We start from the raw sequence: 14,704 nt of genomic DNA on the forward strand, positions 1-14,704 counted from the left end.
ACATATGGAACATGGAGCCAGGCTCAATACCACGCGCGTTATTGCGCTGGGTTATATCTGTCTGGGGACAGTCCTGGGCCTCAGTCTGACCACGAATATTATTCAGGGTATTAATAATTACCGCCTGCAGACCGAACAGAAAGTGGCTGTGACTCCCATGCTGTTCAATGCACCTTTCGCTGTTTCTCAGAATCAGGCGGACGCATCCTATCTTGAACAGTTAGGACTGAGTTTTATTGCGCTGCGTCTGAATGTCACCCCGGAAACGGTCGACGCCCAGCATGCCCAGCTGCTCCGGTATGTTTTTCCCGGGGCGCAGAACAGCCTCAAAATCCAGCTGGCAGAAGATGCTAAGCGGATAAAAGACAACAATGTGAATGCCTCTTTTTATATGACGTCTGTCCGTACGTACCCGGCTGAAAATCGGGTGGATATCCGCGGAGAACTGAAAACGTGGATAGGGGATTCTGCCCCCTACAGTGAAATTAAAAGTTACGTCCTGCAGTTTAATCGTGTGGATGGTGTCAGCTGGCTGGCGCGTTTTGGAGAAATAAATAATGAAAAAAATTAACCCGTTATTTCTCTCCGGTTGCCTGTTCTTTTCGCTACCTGCGATATCGGCCACCCTCAGCGGTACGCTGGCGCCGACCGTTGTTCCCCTGGCGAACGGCGGACAGGCAAACATCGCCGTGAGTAACACGGACCCCAACCTCTTCACCGTTCCCGGTGACCGTATCACCGCGATTAACAGTCTGGACGGCGGTCTGACAAACCAGGAGCAGACCGACAGCGGTGGCGCCATTCTGGCCACGGTCAGCAAAAAACCGTTCACGTTTATTGTGGAAACCGAGCGCGGACTGAACTTTTCCATCCGGGCGGTACCACGCGCCGGGGTTGGCCGGACTATCCAGCTGGTCTCCGAGCTCGTGGGGACACCGGGTCCCGCTAAATCATGGGAAGAATCCAGTCCGTATGAAGGCATTCTGGTTTCCCTGAACCGTGCTGTTCGCCAGGGCCAGATCCCTGATGAATACCAGGCTGTTCCTGTCACATCGGAATCACTGCAGGTGCCCGCTGGTCTTCGTGCGACAGCGGAAAAAGTCTGGACCGGGCATCACCTGAAAGTGGTGCGTTACAGCCTCGAAAATATCAGTTTTTCGCCCCGAATGATCCGCGAAAGCGATTTCTGGCAACCCGGCACCCGCGCCATCATGCTCAGCAGTCCTGCTGGTCAGCTGACCGGTGGTGGCCGGATGCAGGTCTGGATCACCACCTCTGAAGGGGGGCGCTGATGGCCAACTTCAATACGATCATCAAACGTAAGCAGTACCTGTGGCTGGGCCTCATTCTGGTCGGTGGCGCGGGCGCCATCGGGGGGGGAATGTATCTTTCTGACCTGAACCTGAGTTCGGAAGAAGAGGCCCCCGTGCAGGGAGAGCCTGCCCCGGATATGACAGGCGTGGTTGACAGTAATTTCAACAGCAAAGTGGAGCAGCATGCGACAACGGAGATGCAGGCCACTGCTGCGGACCTGAACAAGCGCTTTGGCGCACTGCAGGGCGAAGTGGACATACTGAGTAAGGGCCGTGCTGCCGATCAGGTTCGTATCGAGCAACTCAGCAATGAGAATGCCGCGATGCAGGAGCAACTGAGGACGCTGGGCGTCAGGCCATCCGTTCCCGGTGGAGAGCCGGCGCCGACCCCTCCCTCTCCGGCACCCGGGCCGGAAGGTGAACCGCAACCGGCAAATTATCCGCCACAGCCTGGTGGTGCGGTACCGCCGCCGACCGCTTTCTATCCGGGTAACGGTGCTGTGCAACCCCCGCAGGTCAGTTATCAGTCTGTACCGGTACCGAACCAGATCAACCGTAAAACGTTCATCTACAACAAAGGGAAAAAGGGCAGGGAGCTGCCGTATATCCCGTCAGGCAGTTTTGCGAAAAGCAGTCTGATCGAAGGCGCCGATGCGAATGCTTCCGTGACCGGGAATGAATCAACCGTACCGATGCAGTTACGCATCATCGGTCGGGTGGAAATGCCGAACAGTAAAACCTATGACCTGACCGGCTGCTTTGTCGGCCTGGAAGCCTGGGGGGATGTCTCCAGTGAGCGCGCCATTGTCCGGACCCGCAATATCAGCTGCATCAAAGGGGATAAAACCATCGACCAGCCGATTAACGGTCACGTCTCATTTATGGGCAAGAACGGTGTGAAAGGCGAGGTGGTGATGCGTAACGGCAAAATCCTCGGCTGGGCCTGGGGCGCAGGCTTTGTTGACGGGATTGGTCAGGGCATGGAGCGGGCTTCGCAACCTGCTGTTGGCCTGGGTGCAACGGCATCCGTTGGCGCCGGGGATGTGCTTAAGATGGGGATTGGCGGCGGGGCATCCAAAGCCGCACAGACCCTGAGTGAGTATTACATCAAACGCGCTGAACAGTATCACCCGGTCATCCCGATTGGTGCCGGTAACGAAGTCACGGTGGTGTTCCAGGACGGTTTCCAGCTGAAAACCATTGAAGAGCTGGAAGCGGAAAAGAACGGGCAACAACAGGCGCAGAACCAGGCACAACCTGAACAACCCGAGAGCAGGTCACAGCAATCCGGCGGGAACCTCAATGGTTTTAATACCGATGAGATGCTGAAGAAACTGGGCAAGCTTGACCCGCGCGAGTTCTCGCCAGGGGCTGCATCTCAGGGAGAAAACAATGGTTAAGTCTCTCATCACTCTCGTTCTGTCAACGCTGCGCTGGACTCACTGGCTGGTTCAGTATGCGGTGGTGTATCCGCTCGGTATGATGATGTTGCTGGTTGTCGTTGTGTTCTGGACTGGGCATAACACGCCCGGGCAGATGCTGGTGAAGACCATTGAATCGGTGCAACGCGAAGGATATGTCATTCACGACTGCACGGGGCCAGCTTCGCGTGAAGCACTTAATGGTGATGCGGTGAAGCCACTGCTGTCTCCGGTTTTACAGGAAGCCTGCACGACTGTCAGTACGGATGCGACAGGGTACGCAGCACATATCGACCAGGGTTACACAAAAAATATTCTCTGGCTCTGGCTGCTGATGGCGATGGTATTTACGGGGGGCTCGATAGTTATCGGGAGTACTCCCCGGACCGGAGTGACGGGATATTAATTTTTAATAAATAAACAGAGGACAGGTGAATATATGAAGGAATTAATACTGTTAATTCCTCTGGGCAGCGCTTTGCTTTTAACCGGGTGCGCGGGCACAGAGACGGAATTTGAATGTAATGCCACGACATCGGATACCTGTATGACGATGGAGCAGGCCAATGAAAAGGCGAAAGCAAAAGAGGAAAGTGCTTCGGCAAAGCCGGCTGCGGCAGGGTTGCCACAACTGGCTGAGGGTAATTTCAGAACAACGTCAGTTAATTCGTACCCGTTGCCGCCACAGCCCAACCTGACCCGGGCCAGAGTGGCCGTGGAAAAAGATCGAGCACGTGCAGTGTACCTAAATAATCCAACGGCAAAGAATGAAGCAGCATATTTCGAAACCGAGAAACGGAGCCAGTCTTTGCCGGTAGTAAAAATGTCTTTACCGGTGGTCGCGTCAACGTTTTCGTCACCGTCAACGCTGCCAGGTAATTATCCCCGGCCATTGAGAAAAGGGGAGGAGACAACGTCTTTGTGGATAGCGCCGTATGTAGATTCAGATGATGTTTATCACCAGCCCACAACGGTTGTATTTGTGGTTAAGCCATCGGCATGGGGCCAGCCCCGCATTAACTAATCAACAGCGCCGTTAATGGCGCTGTATATCTCTTTTTATTACTGGCTTTAAACGAGTGCCCTGTGCGTTGAAAGGGATGGGCGGTAGCGTACATAAATATTTTATGCTGAAAGGTAAATTGAAACCCATCTGTCTGGTTATAGCACTTATTTTGATGGTCCCTGGTGGATTGATTTTTTTATCAGTGCTCGGTGCTGTGAAAGAAGGAAGTCAGACATCTGATTTTACGGCGATTATATGGGTCTGTTTAATTATGGTGTTTACAGGCGTGGTTATGGTATTTAAATGGTTAGACAGTTAAATGATTAGGCAGAGGTGATAAAAAACATGTGGGATGACAGGATTATAAATTGCTTTTGTTTGGTTATGGTTGTGTTGGTGGGTGTAATGTTTTTTTTTAAATTAACACAACCCAGCAATGACGATTTAATTAAGGACGGTAAATACTGGTCAGCTGACTGCATTCTGAAGGAGGTTGATATTCCTACCGGTTTTTTAACTGGTAACATTAATCGACTGGATTGTTCCGGGGTCGTTGTTAATGTGGTGAAGGGAAAATACGACCAGGCAGTATCTGCGTATAACAAATCTAAAAATCAGAGGTGATGCAGGATGATTAACTTTAAAGATTTCACTGGTCTTAAAGAGAGTACATTCTTTATCTCTCAGGATGAAAAGCAAGCGACTATTGATATGAATGAATGGATTGAAAACAATACGGTTTCAATAATGTCGATTGAAACGATAGTGAAAGAATATCGATTTGTTTGTGTCAGGCTCTGGTACAAAGAGGAACGTTGAGGACGTGGTGCTGAACATCATAAAGATGAAAATATTGAAATCAAAGCCAGTGAGCCACCGAACGATACCAGGAGAAACTTGAAATGAACGCATTTTACTATGGTATCAATCTGGGATGGATAGCGGGAATATTTCTGGCGCTCTTTATTGTGGGGGGCATCCTGGCAGCATCAATGTGTGCAATCCCACAGAAGTATCAAAGCCGTTTTAACGCTGGGAACACCTTTATCTGGAGCTCACTGGCCGCCGTGGTGGGACTGGCTGGGATACTCCCCATCCTGATTATGACGGTATCAATGGATGACCTGGAAGCAGGTAAACACTGGCACACAGAATGCAAACTGATGGAAGTCAACATTCGGGATGGTGCCTTTTCAGAGCCTGTGAATAGACTGGATTGCGCCGGGGTTATCATCAATGTACCGTCCGAAAAATATTATCGTTATATCTCTGAATGGCAATTGTATAAGGCTAAAAATAAATGAAATCAGATGAGATGAGCTGGTTTAAACATGTTCTTAGTTTGTCTGTAATAATCATTTTTGCAGGTTTTTTGTTTTATCTTTATGACTCGGAATACAGAGGTGACAAAATAGCGACCGAAGAACAGTTGCTGGATATTTCTCATGAAATACCCTGTGCGGGAGAGGCTTTTTGGATGGTGCTTCGTAATAACCTGAAGCCGTTAACCCTTCGCTCAGCGAATAAAATAGCCTCAGAGTGTAACGAGAGGAATAAGCAACTTCAGGTATTAAGTAAAACCCGCTCCGATGAGGGGTGAATATATCCGTCAGTGGCAATTACATAAGGCTGGCGATAAATGAATTTACCCGGTTGGCATAATAATTATTAATGAGGTTTTTTAATTATGGCTTTGATTAAAAAGTATGGTTTTTTGCTTATTCCTGCGTTGTACTGGCTCATCTATCTGGGTGTCAGATTGACTTACAACGGACTGGCTGGAGAGTACACACCAGATTTCATTCAGAGTATACGCCATGACGGTGTGTTTATTATCTGCAGCTTACTGGTGTTTTATATTGCCTGTTTAAGAGTTGATGTCAGTGACGGAGAGCTTTCAGGGGTGCTCTTTTTGGCTGTTATTCTTTTTCATGTTGCTGCATTAATTATCTCGCTTCTTATCTGTTTATGGCAGGGGGCACTGTTGTCGGATGTTATTTTTATCTGGCAACTGGGCACCTCGATGATGATGTTAGTGTTCATCCCTGTACTCACTTTTAGATATGCTTAGTTATCCCATAAAAAATACAGCGTCTGACATGTCTGTTGTTTGCTGCTTCATCTCTTTTTTTATTATTTAAACGCTCATTAAGGAACGCTCACATGCGTAATAACCTGATGGATACCGTCGCTCAGGCCGTGAACTCGCTTGTGTCGGCACTACAGTTACCTGATGAATCTGCGAAAGCGAATGACACGCTGGGCAGCATGAATTTCCCCCAGTTCAGCCGGATTTTACCCTATCAGGATTATGATTCTGAAACAGGGCTTTTTATTAACACGAAAACGATCGGCTTTATGCTGGAAGCCCGACCCCTGCCGGGGGCAAACAAGGATATTGTCGGCACACTGGAGCATTTGTTGCGGACAAAAATCCCTCGTGGCGTGCCGTTCACTATTAATCTGGTGTCCAGTAAGCTCGTCGGGAACGACATTGAGTACGGGCTGCGTGAATTTAGCTGGAGCGGTAAGGAGGCGGAGAAGTTCAACGCCATTACCCGTGCCTATTATCTCCGCGCGGCAGAAACCCGCTTCCCTTTGCCGGAAAGCATGGATTTACCCCTGACCCTGCGGAACTATCGGGTCTTTATTTCCTGCTGTATCCCGAGAAAAAAGAAAAGCAAAGCACAGATAGTCGAGCTTGAGAACCAGGTCAAAATTATCCGCGCCTCACTGGGTGGCGCCTATATTCCCACGCGTGTTATGGACGGTGCCGCGCTGGTCGAACTGATGCGTGAAGTGATTAATCCTGATCCGGGGGAGATGTATCACAAACCCTATAAACTGGACCCGTATCAGGACCTCAACTATCAGTGTGTGGAAGACAGTTTTGACATGAAGGTCACGGCCGGGCACCTGAAGATCGGTCGTCTTGGTCACAACGGGAAAGAGACAGTCACCAGGGTGACCAGCTATCACCTTGAACGTGACCCGGAAATTGCCTTCCTCTGGACCAGTGCGGATAACTACGCCAATTTACTGAGCCCTGAGCTCTCCATCTCCTGTCCGTTTGTGATCACACTGACACTGATGGTGGAAGACCAGGTGAAGACCCAGAATGAAGCCAACCTGAAGTTCATGGACCTGGAGAAGAAAAGCAAAACCTCTTACGCCAAATACTTCCCGTCAGTGGAGAAAGAAGTCAAAGAATGGGGTGATATCCGCCAGCGTCTGGCGACCAACCAGACCAGCCTTGTGTCATATTTTTTCAATATCACCACCTATACCCAGGACAATGTTGAAGCCTCACTCACCACCGAACAGCAGGTGCTGAACAGTTTTCGTAAAGGCGGTTTCCAGCTGATCCCTGCCCGCTACCATCACCTGCGTAACTTTCTGGCCATGTTGCCCTTCAAATCCGGTGAGGGACTGTTCAGAGAGCTGCAGGCGGCCGGGGTGGTCAAACGGGCCGAAACGTTCCAGGTCGCCAATCTTCTGCCCGTGGTGGCCGACAGCCCGCTGGCCCCGGCCGGTCTGCTGGCGCCGACCTACCGCAACCAGCTGGCGTATATCGACCTTTTTTATGAAGGCATGGATAACACCAACTTCAATATGGCGGTCTGCGGCACCTCCGGGGCAGGTAAAACGGGGCTGATACAGCCGCTGATCCGCAGCGTGCTGGACTCCGGCGGTTTTGCCTGGGTGTTCGATATGGGGGATGGCTATAAGTCCCTGTGCGAAAACATGGGCGGGGTCTACCTCGATGGTGATTCGCTGAAGTTTAACCCGTTCGCCAATATTCTCGATGATGCCCACTTTGACCTCTCCGCGGAACGTATCCGTGACCAGATGTCAGTGATGGCCAGTCCGAACGGTAACCTGGATGAGGTCCACGAAGGCCTGCTGTTGCAGGCTGTGCAGGCGGCCTGGCTGAGCAAAGGGACGCATGCCCGCATCGATGATGTGGTGGCGTTCCTGCAGAGCGCCAAAGACAGTGAGGAATATGCCGACTCTCCGACCATCCGCAGCCGCCTGGACGAGATGATTATTCTCCTCGATCAGTACACGGTGAACGGGATTTACGGGGAGTACTTTAACTCGGACAAACCCACCCTGCGCGATGACGCCCGGATGGTGGTGCTGGAACTGGGGGGACTTGAATCGCGCCCGTCTCTGCTGATTGCCGTCATGTTCTCGCTGATTATCTATATCGAGAACCGGATGTACCAGTCCCCCCGGAGCCTGAAAAAGCTCAACGTCATTGACGAAGGCTGGAAACTGCTCGATTTCAAAAACGAAAAAGTGGGGCAGTTTATTGAGAAAGGGTACCGGACCGCGCGCCGGCATACCGGTGCCTACATCACCATCACCCAGAATATAGTCGACTTCGATTCTCCCACCGCATCCACCGCAGCCCGGGCGGCCTGGGGTAACTCCTCGTACAAGTCGATCCTCAAACAGTCAGCCAAAGAGTTCGCCAAATATAACCAGCTGTATCCGGATCAGTTCTCAAAGATGGAGCAGGACATGATTAACAGTTTCGGCTCTGCAAAAGAGCAGTGGTTCAGTTCTTTCATGCTGCAGGTGGAAGCGAACTGCTCCTGGCATCGTCTGTTCGTCGACCCGCTCAGCCGGGCCATGTATTCCTCCAAAGGCGCGGACTTTGAATTTATCCAGGCGCGTCGGAAGGAGGGTGTCGATATTCATGACGCGGTGTATGAGCTGGCCTGCCTTAACTTCCCGGCGGAAATGGCTGAGCTGGAAGCCCGCATCGCACGCGATAACGTAAGGAATACAGCCTGATGGAAAACAGTACAGAAAAACAGACAAGCACGACGTCCTCAACCTTCCGCCGGGTTTCCGTCATCGTTGCCCTGGTGCTCTTCACGCTGGCGACCAACGTCTTCCTCACGCGGGTGGTACTGGAGTACACCACGCCGCGGGTGGTGGCCTTTGATATGAAGAAAACGCTCGACAGTTTTATGGACAGTGTCAGTCAGAAACAGCTGTCAGAGGCGCAGTCCAAAGCGCTGTCGGAGCGGTTTAACAGTGCGCTGGAGCAGAGCCTGGCGGATTACCAGCTACAACATCATGTCCTCATCCTGGTCTCGCCGGCGGTGGTTCAGGGCGCTCCCGATGTGACCCGGACAATCCAGACGGACATCGCCCGCCGGATGAAAGGAGGCCGCGAATGATACGTCTTCGTCGTTACCTCCTAGCCAGTTGTCTGTTGTCGCCATTGACCTATGCCGCCGACCTCGGAACCTGGGGGGATTTATGGCCCGTCCGTGAGCAGGACATGCTGGAACTTATCACGCAGCGGCTGCAGGGACTGCAACAATCCGGCCAGTGGGATAAGACAATGGGCGAGTTTAAGCAGCGGGTGATCGAGAACAGCCAGCGCCCGGCCCCGGTGGAGGGGCTGCACAGAGCGGAGAAATATGCGCAACGCTGGTTTGACCCCAGCATTCGCCTGACGGAAGACCTGAAGGATAACGAAGGGCGGGTGTTTGCTCACCAGGGCGAGCTCATCAATCCCCTGAAAACCGTGCCCTTTATGCAGACCCTGTACTTTATCAACGGCGACGATCCTGACCAGATAGCCTGGATGAAACGCCAGGTGCCGGAAACGCTGATGAGCAAGATTATCCTGGTCCGGGGCAGCGTCCCTGACACCTCGGCTGCGCTGGACAGCCGGATTTATTTTGACCAGAACGGTGTGCTTTCAAAACGGTTCGGCCTGACCAGTGTGCCGGCGCGTATTACGCCGGCGCCCTCCGGTGAGCGGCTGAATATCGAAACCTTTCCTGTTAAATAAGGACGTTTCAGTGAAATCCCTGACCCTGTTTCTGAGTGCCCTGATGATGTGGGGATACAGCCTCAGTGCGGCTGCGGACCCCTCCTGCGAGGGACGTTTTGTTAACCCGATCACCGATGTCTGCTGGCAATGCATTTTTCCGATGTCCATCGGGAGTGTGTCGGTTGCGGCCGGAGGTGGCCCGGATACCGTGAATCCGGCCAGTCCGGTTCAGTACTGTCCCGCACCGCCCCCGATATTTGTTCGTATCGGTCTGGCGATTGGCTACTGGGAGCCGATGGCCATGACGGATGTCAGCCGTTCACCTGGCTGCATGGTGAACCTCGGGGGATTCAGTATCAATCTCGGCAAGACCGGGATGGGTACGGCTAAGAAGGATGACAGGCAGGTGAACGGGGCCTTCTATCACGTCCACTGGTACAAGTATCCGCTGACCTACTGGCTGAACATCATGACCTCAGCCGGGTGCCTGGAAGGAGGCGATATGGATATTGCCTATTTATCCGAAATCGACCCGACCTGGGTGGACAGCAGCCTGACCACCATTCTGAATCCGGAAGCGATTTTGTTTGCTAACCCGATCGCCCAGGGCGCCTGTGCGGCAGATGCGATTGCCAGTGCATTCAACAAACCACTCGATATTTTGTTCTGGTGCGCCGGCTCTCAGGGTTCGATGTACCCGTTTTCTGGCTGGGCCAGCAACGAGTCCAGTCCCCTGCAGTCATCGCTGTTACTCAGTGAGCGAATGGCCTACAAGCTTCACCGGCAGGGACAAATCATGGAGACCGTCGGCGCAGATGTGGCGGTCTGCTACGAATACCCGTCTCCGATCATCCCAAAAGAGCGGTGGCGCTATCAGATGGTGAATATGTATCCGGACAGCGGTCAGTGCCACCCTCTCGGGCGCAGTGTGATGCGCTGGGAGGCGGGCAGAAATCCACCCAACACGCGGAAAAACTACGGCTACCTGATGTGGCGTAAACGTAACTGTGTCTACCTCTGAATGGAGTCCCTGATGAAGTTAAAGAATGTATTAATGACGCTGGTTGTATTGTCAGGCCCAGTCGTCGCTGCCGGTAGCCCAGGCAGTCCGACTACGGCAGACAGGGAGTGGCTGAAACAGCAGGAAAACCTCAGTGAACAGTTACGTCAGCATCCGGACAAACAGCTGCAGCAGGAACTGGAAGCGCAGATTAACCGCAATCCCCTGGCACAGTCCGATCGTCAGTTTATTGACAACCTGGCCAGTCAACAAAAGGAGGCTAACCAGGAAAAACCGACTGAAGGGGCGCTGTACTTTGTCTCCTTCTCGATACCGGAAGAAGGTCTGAAGCGAATGCTTCACGAAACAAAGCAGTACAGCATTCCTGCCACGTTGCGAGGGCTGGTTAACAACGATATGAAAGCGACGACCGATGCGGTGATGAACCTGGTGAACGACGGGGTGACTGACGGTGTGCAAATCGACCCGACGCTGTATACGCAGTACAACATCCGTAGCGTGCCGGCCCTGGTGGTGCGCTGTCAGGCCGGCTTCGACGTGGTGCATGGCAATATCAGGCTGAAGCAGGCGCTGGAGAAGGTCGCAGAGAAAGGGGACTGCGCGCAGACGGCCCGACAGATGCTCGACCTGTCCTCAGGTGCCATCAGGAGCCAGCCATGAATGGAAAACCGTACCATTATATCGACAAGGATATCCGGTACCTGGTGGCCTGTATGAACGCCCATGAGTTCAGGACCTACGCATCCTGTCAGGGGTACGGGTTACCGGTTGATTCCATTATGCCTTATATCGCTTTCACCTCGTCTGTTGCGAAGGCCTCACGGCTCAGCCAGTGTCTGCGTGAAGATGCTGAATCAGGAGATCCTGTACTGAACTGGGGATGGGATATCACCGGCAGTTTTGATTCAACGTATTCCCTCTGTTTTCGGCTAAGCCCGACGAAGCCACATAACCACTTAAGCCGCTGGCGTCGGGGCTCTCTGCGAGGCGATTTCAATGTCATTGCGTGCTATGTGAAAAAACAAGGAGAGTTCTCATGAAAGAGGTTCCCCTCATTATTACTCTGCACGCTGCTGTGCTCGGGACATTTATCTGGTTTACGACGCCGGTCTGTGCCGACAGCAGTACGGATTACAAAGCCGGTTCGGATTTCGCAAAACAGGTTCAGGGAGGGGGGCTCGATGCCCTGAAAAACTTTAATGGTGAGCAGACCTTACCCGGTTATACCTCCCGACCCGACCAGACGAAATACTACGGTGGCGTGACAGCCAGCGGTGACAGTTCCCTGAAAAGAGACTCTGCCTCGGAGTTCAGCCAGAACGAGGCCGGACAAAGTATCACGGAGTCGTTCACCAACCGGCCCCCTGACAGTATTTCAGCGGATGCCCCCTTTATTCAGGCGGCACAGGACACCGAATCCCGGGCGGACAGCATTGTCGGCGATACCGGTCAGGCCTGTAAGGCACAGGTGGTTAATCGTAGCGAGTTCACGAACCATACGTGCGAGCGGGATTTGCAGGTGGAGAACTTCTGCACGCGGGAGGCGACGCTGAAAGACAACGCCACGACGCAAAAGGTCAGTCGTACCTACCAGCAGGCTGTCCCGATGAATTTCACCCGAAACAGCACCCGATGGAGCGGGACGCTGACCATCCCGTCGACAGGGCGGCTGCTCAGCGTGTCTGTTGACGGTGAACCTCTGCCGGTTCCCTGGATTTATGAATGTGACAACGAAGGAAAGGTCAGAGACAGTTGCAAGCTTGCAGTCAGTGAAAACATCAGCCTCTTTGATAAAACATTCCCTGTCGATGTGATGACCTGGCCGAATACGGTGACGACGTGCTCCGGGGGCCAGAACACACACTGTACAAGTCATTACTACGATGGCACCGGGAAAATTCATCAGTCTTTCAGCATGGACCGGAACGTTGTCGCCGGGCAGAGCTTTCCGGTAACGAAAACGTCGAAAACCCAGCCATCAGTGAATGTTAAATCCATTCAGGTGACGGTCATACTGGTCATGGAGGAGACGGAAACCGTATTTGCACCAGAGGTGGTCTGGGTTGAAAGCTGTCCGTTCAGCAAGGACGAAGGCACGAAAACAGGTGAAGAATGTATCAGCCCGGGCGGGACAAAAAACCTCAACCTGGGCGGGAAGGCGTATTCCTTCACAGAAGCATGCTGGAAATACAAGGACACCTGGCTCACACAGCCTGCGGATCATGGCTCCTGTGAGAGCCTGATGAACAATACAGCCTGCACGCTCTCTTCACGTCAGTGTGCCTTCACCGGTGAAGACGGGACCTGTCTGCATGAGTATGCCACGTACTCCTGCGAAACCCGGACCAGCGGTAAGCAGATGATCTGCGGCGGGGATGTATTCTGCCTTGATGGTGAATGCGATAAAGCGGTCAGCGGCACGAACAACGGCTTTGGACAGGCAGTTTCAGAGCTCGCGGCGCTGGCCGCTGCGGGTAAAGATGTTGCGGCGCTGAACGGGGTGGACGTCAGGGCATTCACCGGCAAGGCAAAATTCTGTAAGAAGTTCGCTGCAGGCTTCAGCAACTGCTGCAAGGACAGCGGATGGGGCCAGGATGTGGGCCTGGCACGCTGCAGCAGCGAAGAGAAGGCGCTGGCCAAAGCGAAAACCAACAAGCTGACAGTCAGTATTGGTGAGTTCTGCTCGAAGAAGGTACTGGGGATCTGTCTGGAGAAAAAACGCAGTTACTGCCAGTTTGACTCAAAACTGGCTCAGATAGTCCAGGAGCAAGGCCGTAACGGACAGCTGCATATTGGGTTCGGTGGTGCCAGCAGTCCGGACTGCCGGGGGATCACGGTAGCAGAACTGCAGGGCATTAACTTTAATCAGCTGGACTTCACGAACTTCATGGAGGACCTGATAAATAACCAGAAAATACCGGATAACAGTGAGCTGACTGATAAAACAAAACAACGCATAAAAGAACTTCTCACGCAGTCTTCAGCAAAATGATTTCTGAATAATTAAATTTAAAGGTGATAAAATGACAGCGTCATTTATGATGATATTTCAGCTGCTGACCTTGTTTTTAATTCCATTCATCCTTGCTGTGTTCATGTCAGGCCGCAGCCTGATCCTGATATTTTTCGGTGCTCTGACATCACAGGCAACAGTTGCTGTCGCGTTTTCTCTGCTCTCCAGTCGGGACGGGGCTGAGTGTATGGGGATGGGGGCACTGTCGCTTGTTTTTTATGTCATCACGTTGTCCCGTATTGAAAATAATAAGGATGGTTTAAATGAATAGACTGGTCAGGTCCGCCACGGTTTTGTTTTTTATTCTAATAATGCCATTTTCAAATGCCGCAAGCAGAGAGGAACTCGAGAAGCTGTATTCAATGCAGATGCCCGGCACTGTCATTCAGTGTAAGAGAACAGATGAAACGTTTTTTACAAAAATAAGAATGATTTCCCGGTATACGGTTACGGAGCAAAGTGAAAATAAAACAAAAATGGATGGGCGGGTTGCCATGTACGCCACCGGTCTGAAAACGTTACGATTTGAAGCTGAATTTAAAGCTACCCGGACAATGCTGGATACTCGTGATATGTGGGAGGTCGACCCCGACTCGCTGGTTATGAAAGTATCAGGTGAGGATGCAAAACGCTTTAAAAATAAGGGAGGGGTTGATTTTTTCAGGGATAATAGCAGGTTAAACTATGACGATCACTCTGATATTCGATTTACTACCTACCCCGATTATATTATCGGGGAGGATGACCCCGGATTCTTTACATCAAAAGGCGCAGAGGAATGTACCACTCGCTTTGCTGACAGTTTTCCCGCGGGGAAAGCCGGGCTGAAGGTGAAGGAGGATAACAGTAATAAGGAACACAACCATGAAAATTAACTTTCATAAATATCCTGCCGTCGATTTTCTGGTGAGATTACTGCTGACAATAATCATTATCTCCCCTGTGCTGTATTTCTCATGGGATGCCGTCAAAGGGACGTCAGGTAGTGATTATATTGAGAGTGTGGTTTTTATTCTCATGGTCGGTTTTTTCTGGCTGGTGAGTTACCTGTTTTTTTCTGCTCTGGCGGGACTGATAAAAACCAGTCGTAAGGAGAAAAAAAGATGACTCAGCCTATGCCACTATTTTTC

At 51.8% G+C, this 14,704-nt stretch carries 19 protein-coding genes; all 19 read left to right on the forward strand.

Annotated elements, in window-relative coordinates; all coding sequences use genetic code 11:
- Positions 1-4: 4 nt before the first annotated feature.
- The 19 genes from traE (at position 5) to trbE (ending at position 14,681) form a co-directional block, all read left to right on the forward strand.
- Entirely contained in the window at positions 5-571 is a 567-nt protein-coding gene (gene traE, locus OHJ17_RS26185; protein WP_064359954.1) for a type IV conjugative transfer system protein TraE, read from the forward strand.
- Complete coding sequence (traK, locus tag OHJ17_RS26190; RefSeq protein WP_064343528.1) at positions 558-1,292, forward strand: type-F conjugative transfer system secretin TraK; 735 nt, start codon at positions 558-560, stop codon at positions 1,290-1,292. Before traE ends, traK begins: the two co-directional genes overlap by 14 nt.
- Complete coding sequence (gene traB, locus OHJ17_RS26195; protein WP_053390199.1) at positions 1,292-2,713, forward strand: F-type conjugal transfer pilus assembly protein TraB; 1,422 nt, start codon at positions 1,292-1,294, stop codon at positions 2,711-2,713. Before traK ends, traB begins: the two co-directional genes overlap by 1 nt.
- On the forward strand, positions 2,706-3,140 hold the full coding sequence (locus OHJ17_RS26200) for a conjugal transfer protein TraP (protein WP_020322358.1): 435 nt from the start codon (positions 2,706-2,708) through the stop codon (positions 3,138-3,140). Before traB ends, OHJ17_RS26200 begins: the two co-directional genes overlap by 8 nt.
- 33 nt (positions 3,141-3,173) lie before the next feature.
- Complete coding sequence (gene traV, locus OHJ17_RS26205) at positions 3,174-3,758, forward strand: type IV conjugative transfer system lipoprotein TraV (protein WP_064343530.1); 585 nt, start codon at positions 3,174-3,176, stop codon at positions 3,756-3,758.
- Positions 3,759-4,370: 612 nt separating this feature from the next.
- Complete coding sequence (locus OHJ17_RS26210) at positions 4,371-4,559, forward strand: hypothetical protein (RefSeq protein WP_053390286.1); 189 nt, start codon at positions 4,371-4,373, stop codon at positions 4,557-4,559.
- A gap of 83 nt (positions 4,560-4,642) precedes the next feature.
- Positions 4,643-5,044, forward strand: a complete 402-nt coding sequence (locus tag OHJ17_RS26215) for a hypothetical protein (RefSeq protein ID WP_064343532.1) — start codon at positions 4,643-4,645, stop codon at positions 5,042-5,044.
- Positions 5,041-5,340, forward strand: a complete 300-nt coding sequence (locus OHJ17_RS26220; protein ID WP_181726264.1) for a hypothetical protein — start codon at positions 5,041-5,043, stop codon at positions 5,338-5,340. The genes OHJ17_RS26215 and OHJ17_RS26220 overlap by 4 nt, the downstream gene beginning before the upstream one ends.
- A gap of 87 nt (positions 5,341-5,427) precedes the next feature.
- Complete coding sequence (locus OHJ17_RS26225; protein ID WP_042946290.1) at positions 5,428-5,811, forward strand: hypothetical protein; 384 nt, start codon at positions 5,428-5,430, stop codon at positions 5,809-5,811.
- 92 nt (positions 5,812-5,903) lie between these two features.
- On the forward strand, positions 5,904-8,543 hold the full coding sequence (gene traC, locus OHJ17_RS26230; protein WP_064343533.1) for a type IV secretion system protein TraC: 2,640 nt from the start codon (positions 5,904-5,906) through the stop codon (positions 8,541-8,543).
- Positions 8,543-8,935, forward strand: a complete 393-nt coding sequence (gene trbI, locus OHJ17_RS26235; protein WP_064343534.1) for a type-F conjugative transfer system protein TrbI — start codon at positions 8,543-8,545, stop codon at positions 8,933-8,935. The genes traC and trbI overlap by 1 nt, the downstream gene beginning before the upstream one ends.
- On the forward strand, positions 8,932-9,558 hold the full coding sequence (traW, locus tag OHJ17_RS26240) for a type-F conjugative transfer system protein TraW (RefSeq protein WP_064343535.1): 627 nt from the start codon (positions 8,932-8,934) through the stop codon (positions 9,556-9,558). Before trbI ends, traW begins: the two co-directional genes overlap by 4 nt.
- A 43-nt stretch (positions 9,559-9,601) precedes the next feature.
- The gene (gene traU / locus OHJ17_RS26245) at positions 9,602-10,561 is read left to right on the forward strand and encodes a conjugal transfer pilus assembly protein TraU (protein WP_229295972.1); all 960 of its coding nucleotides are present in this window, start codon (positions 9,602-9,604) and stop codon (positions 10,559-10,561) included.
- A gap of 12 nt (positions 10,562-10,573) precedes the next feature.
- Complete coding sequence (gene trbC / locus OHJ17_RS26250) at positions 10,574-11,221, forward strand: type-F conjugative transfer system pilin assembly protein TrbC (protein WP_064343536.1); 648 nt, start codon at positions 10,574-10,576, stop codon at positions 11,219-11,221.
- Complete coding sequence (locus tag OHJ17_RS26255; protein WP_053390297.1) at positions 11,218-11,601, forward strand: hypothetical protein; 384 nt, start codon at positions 11,218-11,220, stop codon at positions 11,599-11,601. The genes trbC and OHJ17_RS26255 overlap by 4 nt, the downstream gene beginning before the upstream one ends.
- Positions 11,598-13,553, forward strand: coding sequence for a type-F conjugative transfer system mating-pair stabilization protein TraN (traN, locus tag OHJ17_RS26260; RefSeq protein WP_064343537.1), 1,956 nt, complete (start codon positions 11,598-11,600; stop codon positions 13,551-13,553). The genes OHJ17_RS26255 and traN overlap by 4 nt, the downstream gene beginning before the upstream one ends.
- Before the next feature lie 31 nt (positions 13,554-13,584).
- Positions 13,585-13,845: a hypothetical protein gene (locus OHJ17_RS26265; protein WP_053390216.1), complete on the forward strand. Its 261-nt coding sequence runs from the start codon at positions 13,585-13,587 to the stop codon at positions 13,843-13,845.
- Positions 13,838-14,449: a hypothetical protein gene (locus OHJ17_RS26270; protein WP_053390217.1), complete on the forward strand. Its 612-nt coding sequence runs from the start codon at positions 13,838-13,840 to the stop codon at positions 14,447-14,449. Before OHJ17_RS26265 ends, OHJ17_RS26270 begins: the two co-directional genes overlap by 8 nt.
- Positions 14,439-14,681, forward strand: coding sequence for a conjugal transfer protein TrbE (trbE, locus tag OHJ17_RS26275; protein WP_053390218.1), 243 nt, complete (start codon positions 14,439-14,441; stop codon positions 14,679-14,681). The genes OHJ17_RS26270 and trbE overlap by 11 nt, the downstream gene beginning before the upstream one ends.
- Positions 14,682-14,704 lie beyond the last annotated feature (23 nt).

The organism is Klebsiella sp. KP20-425-1 (assembly GCF_025813515.1).
GTDB lineage: Bacteria > Pseudomonadota > Gammaproteobacteria > Enterobacterales > Enterobacteriaceae > Klebsiella > Klebsiella pneumoniae.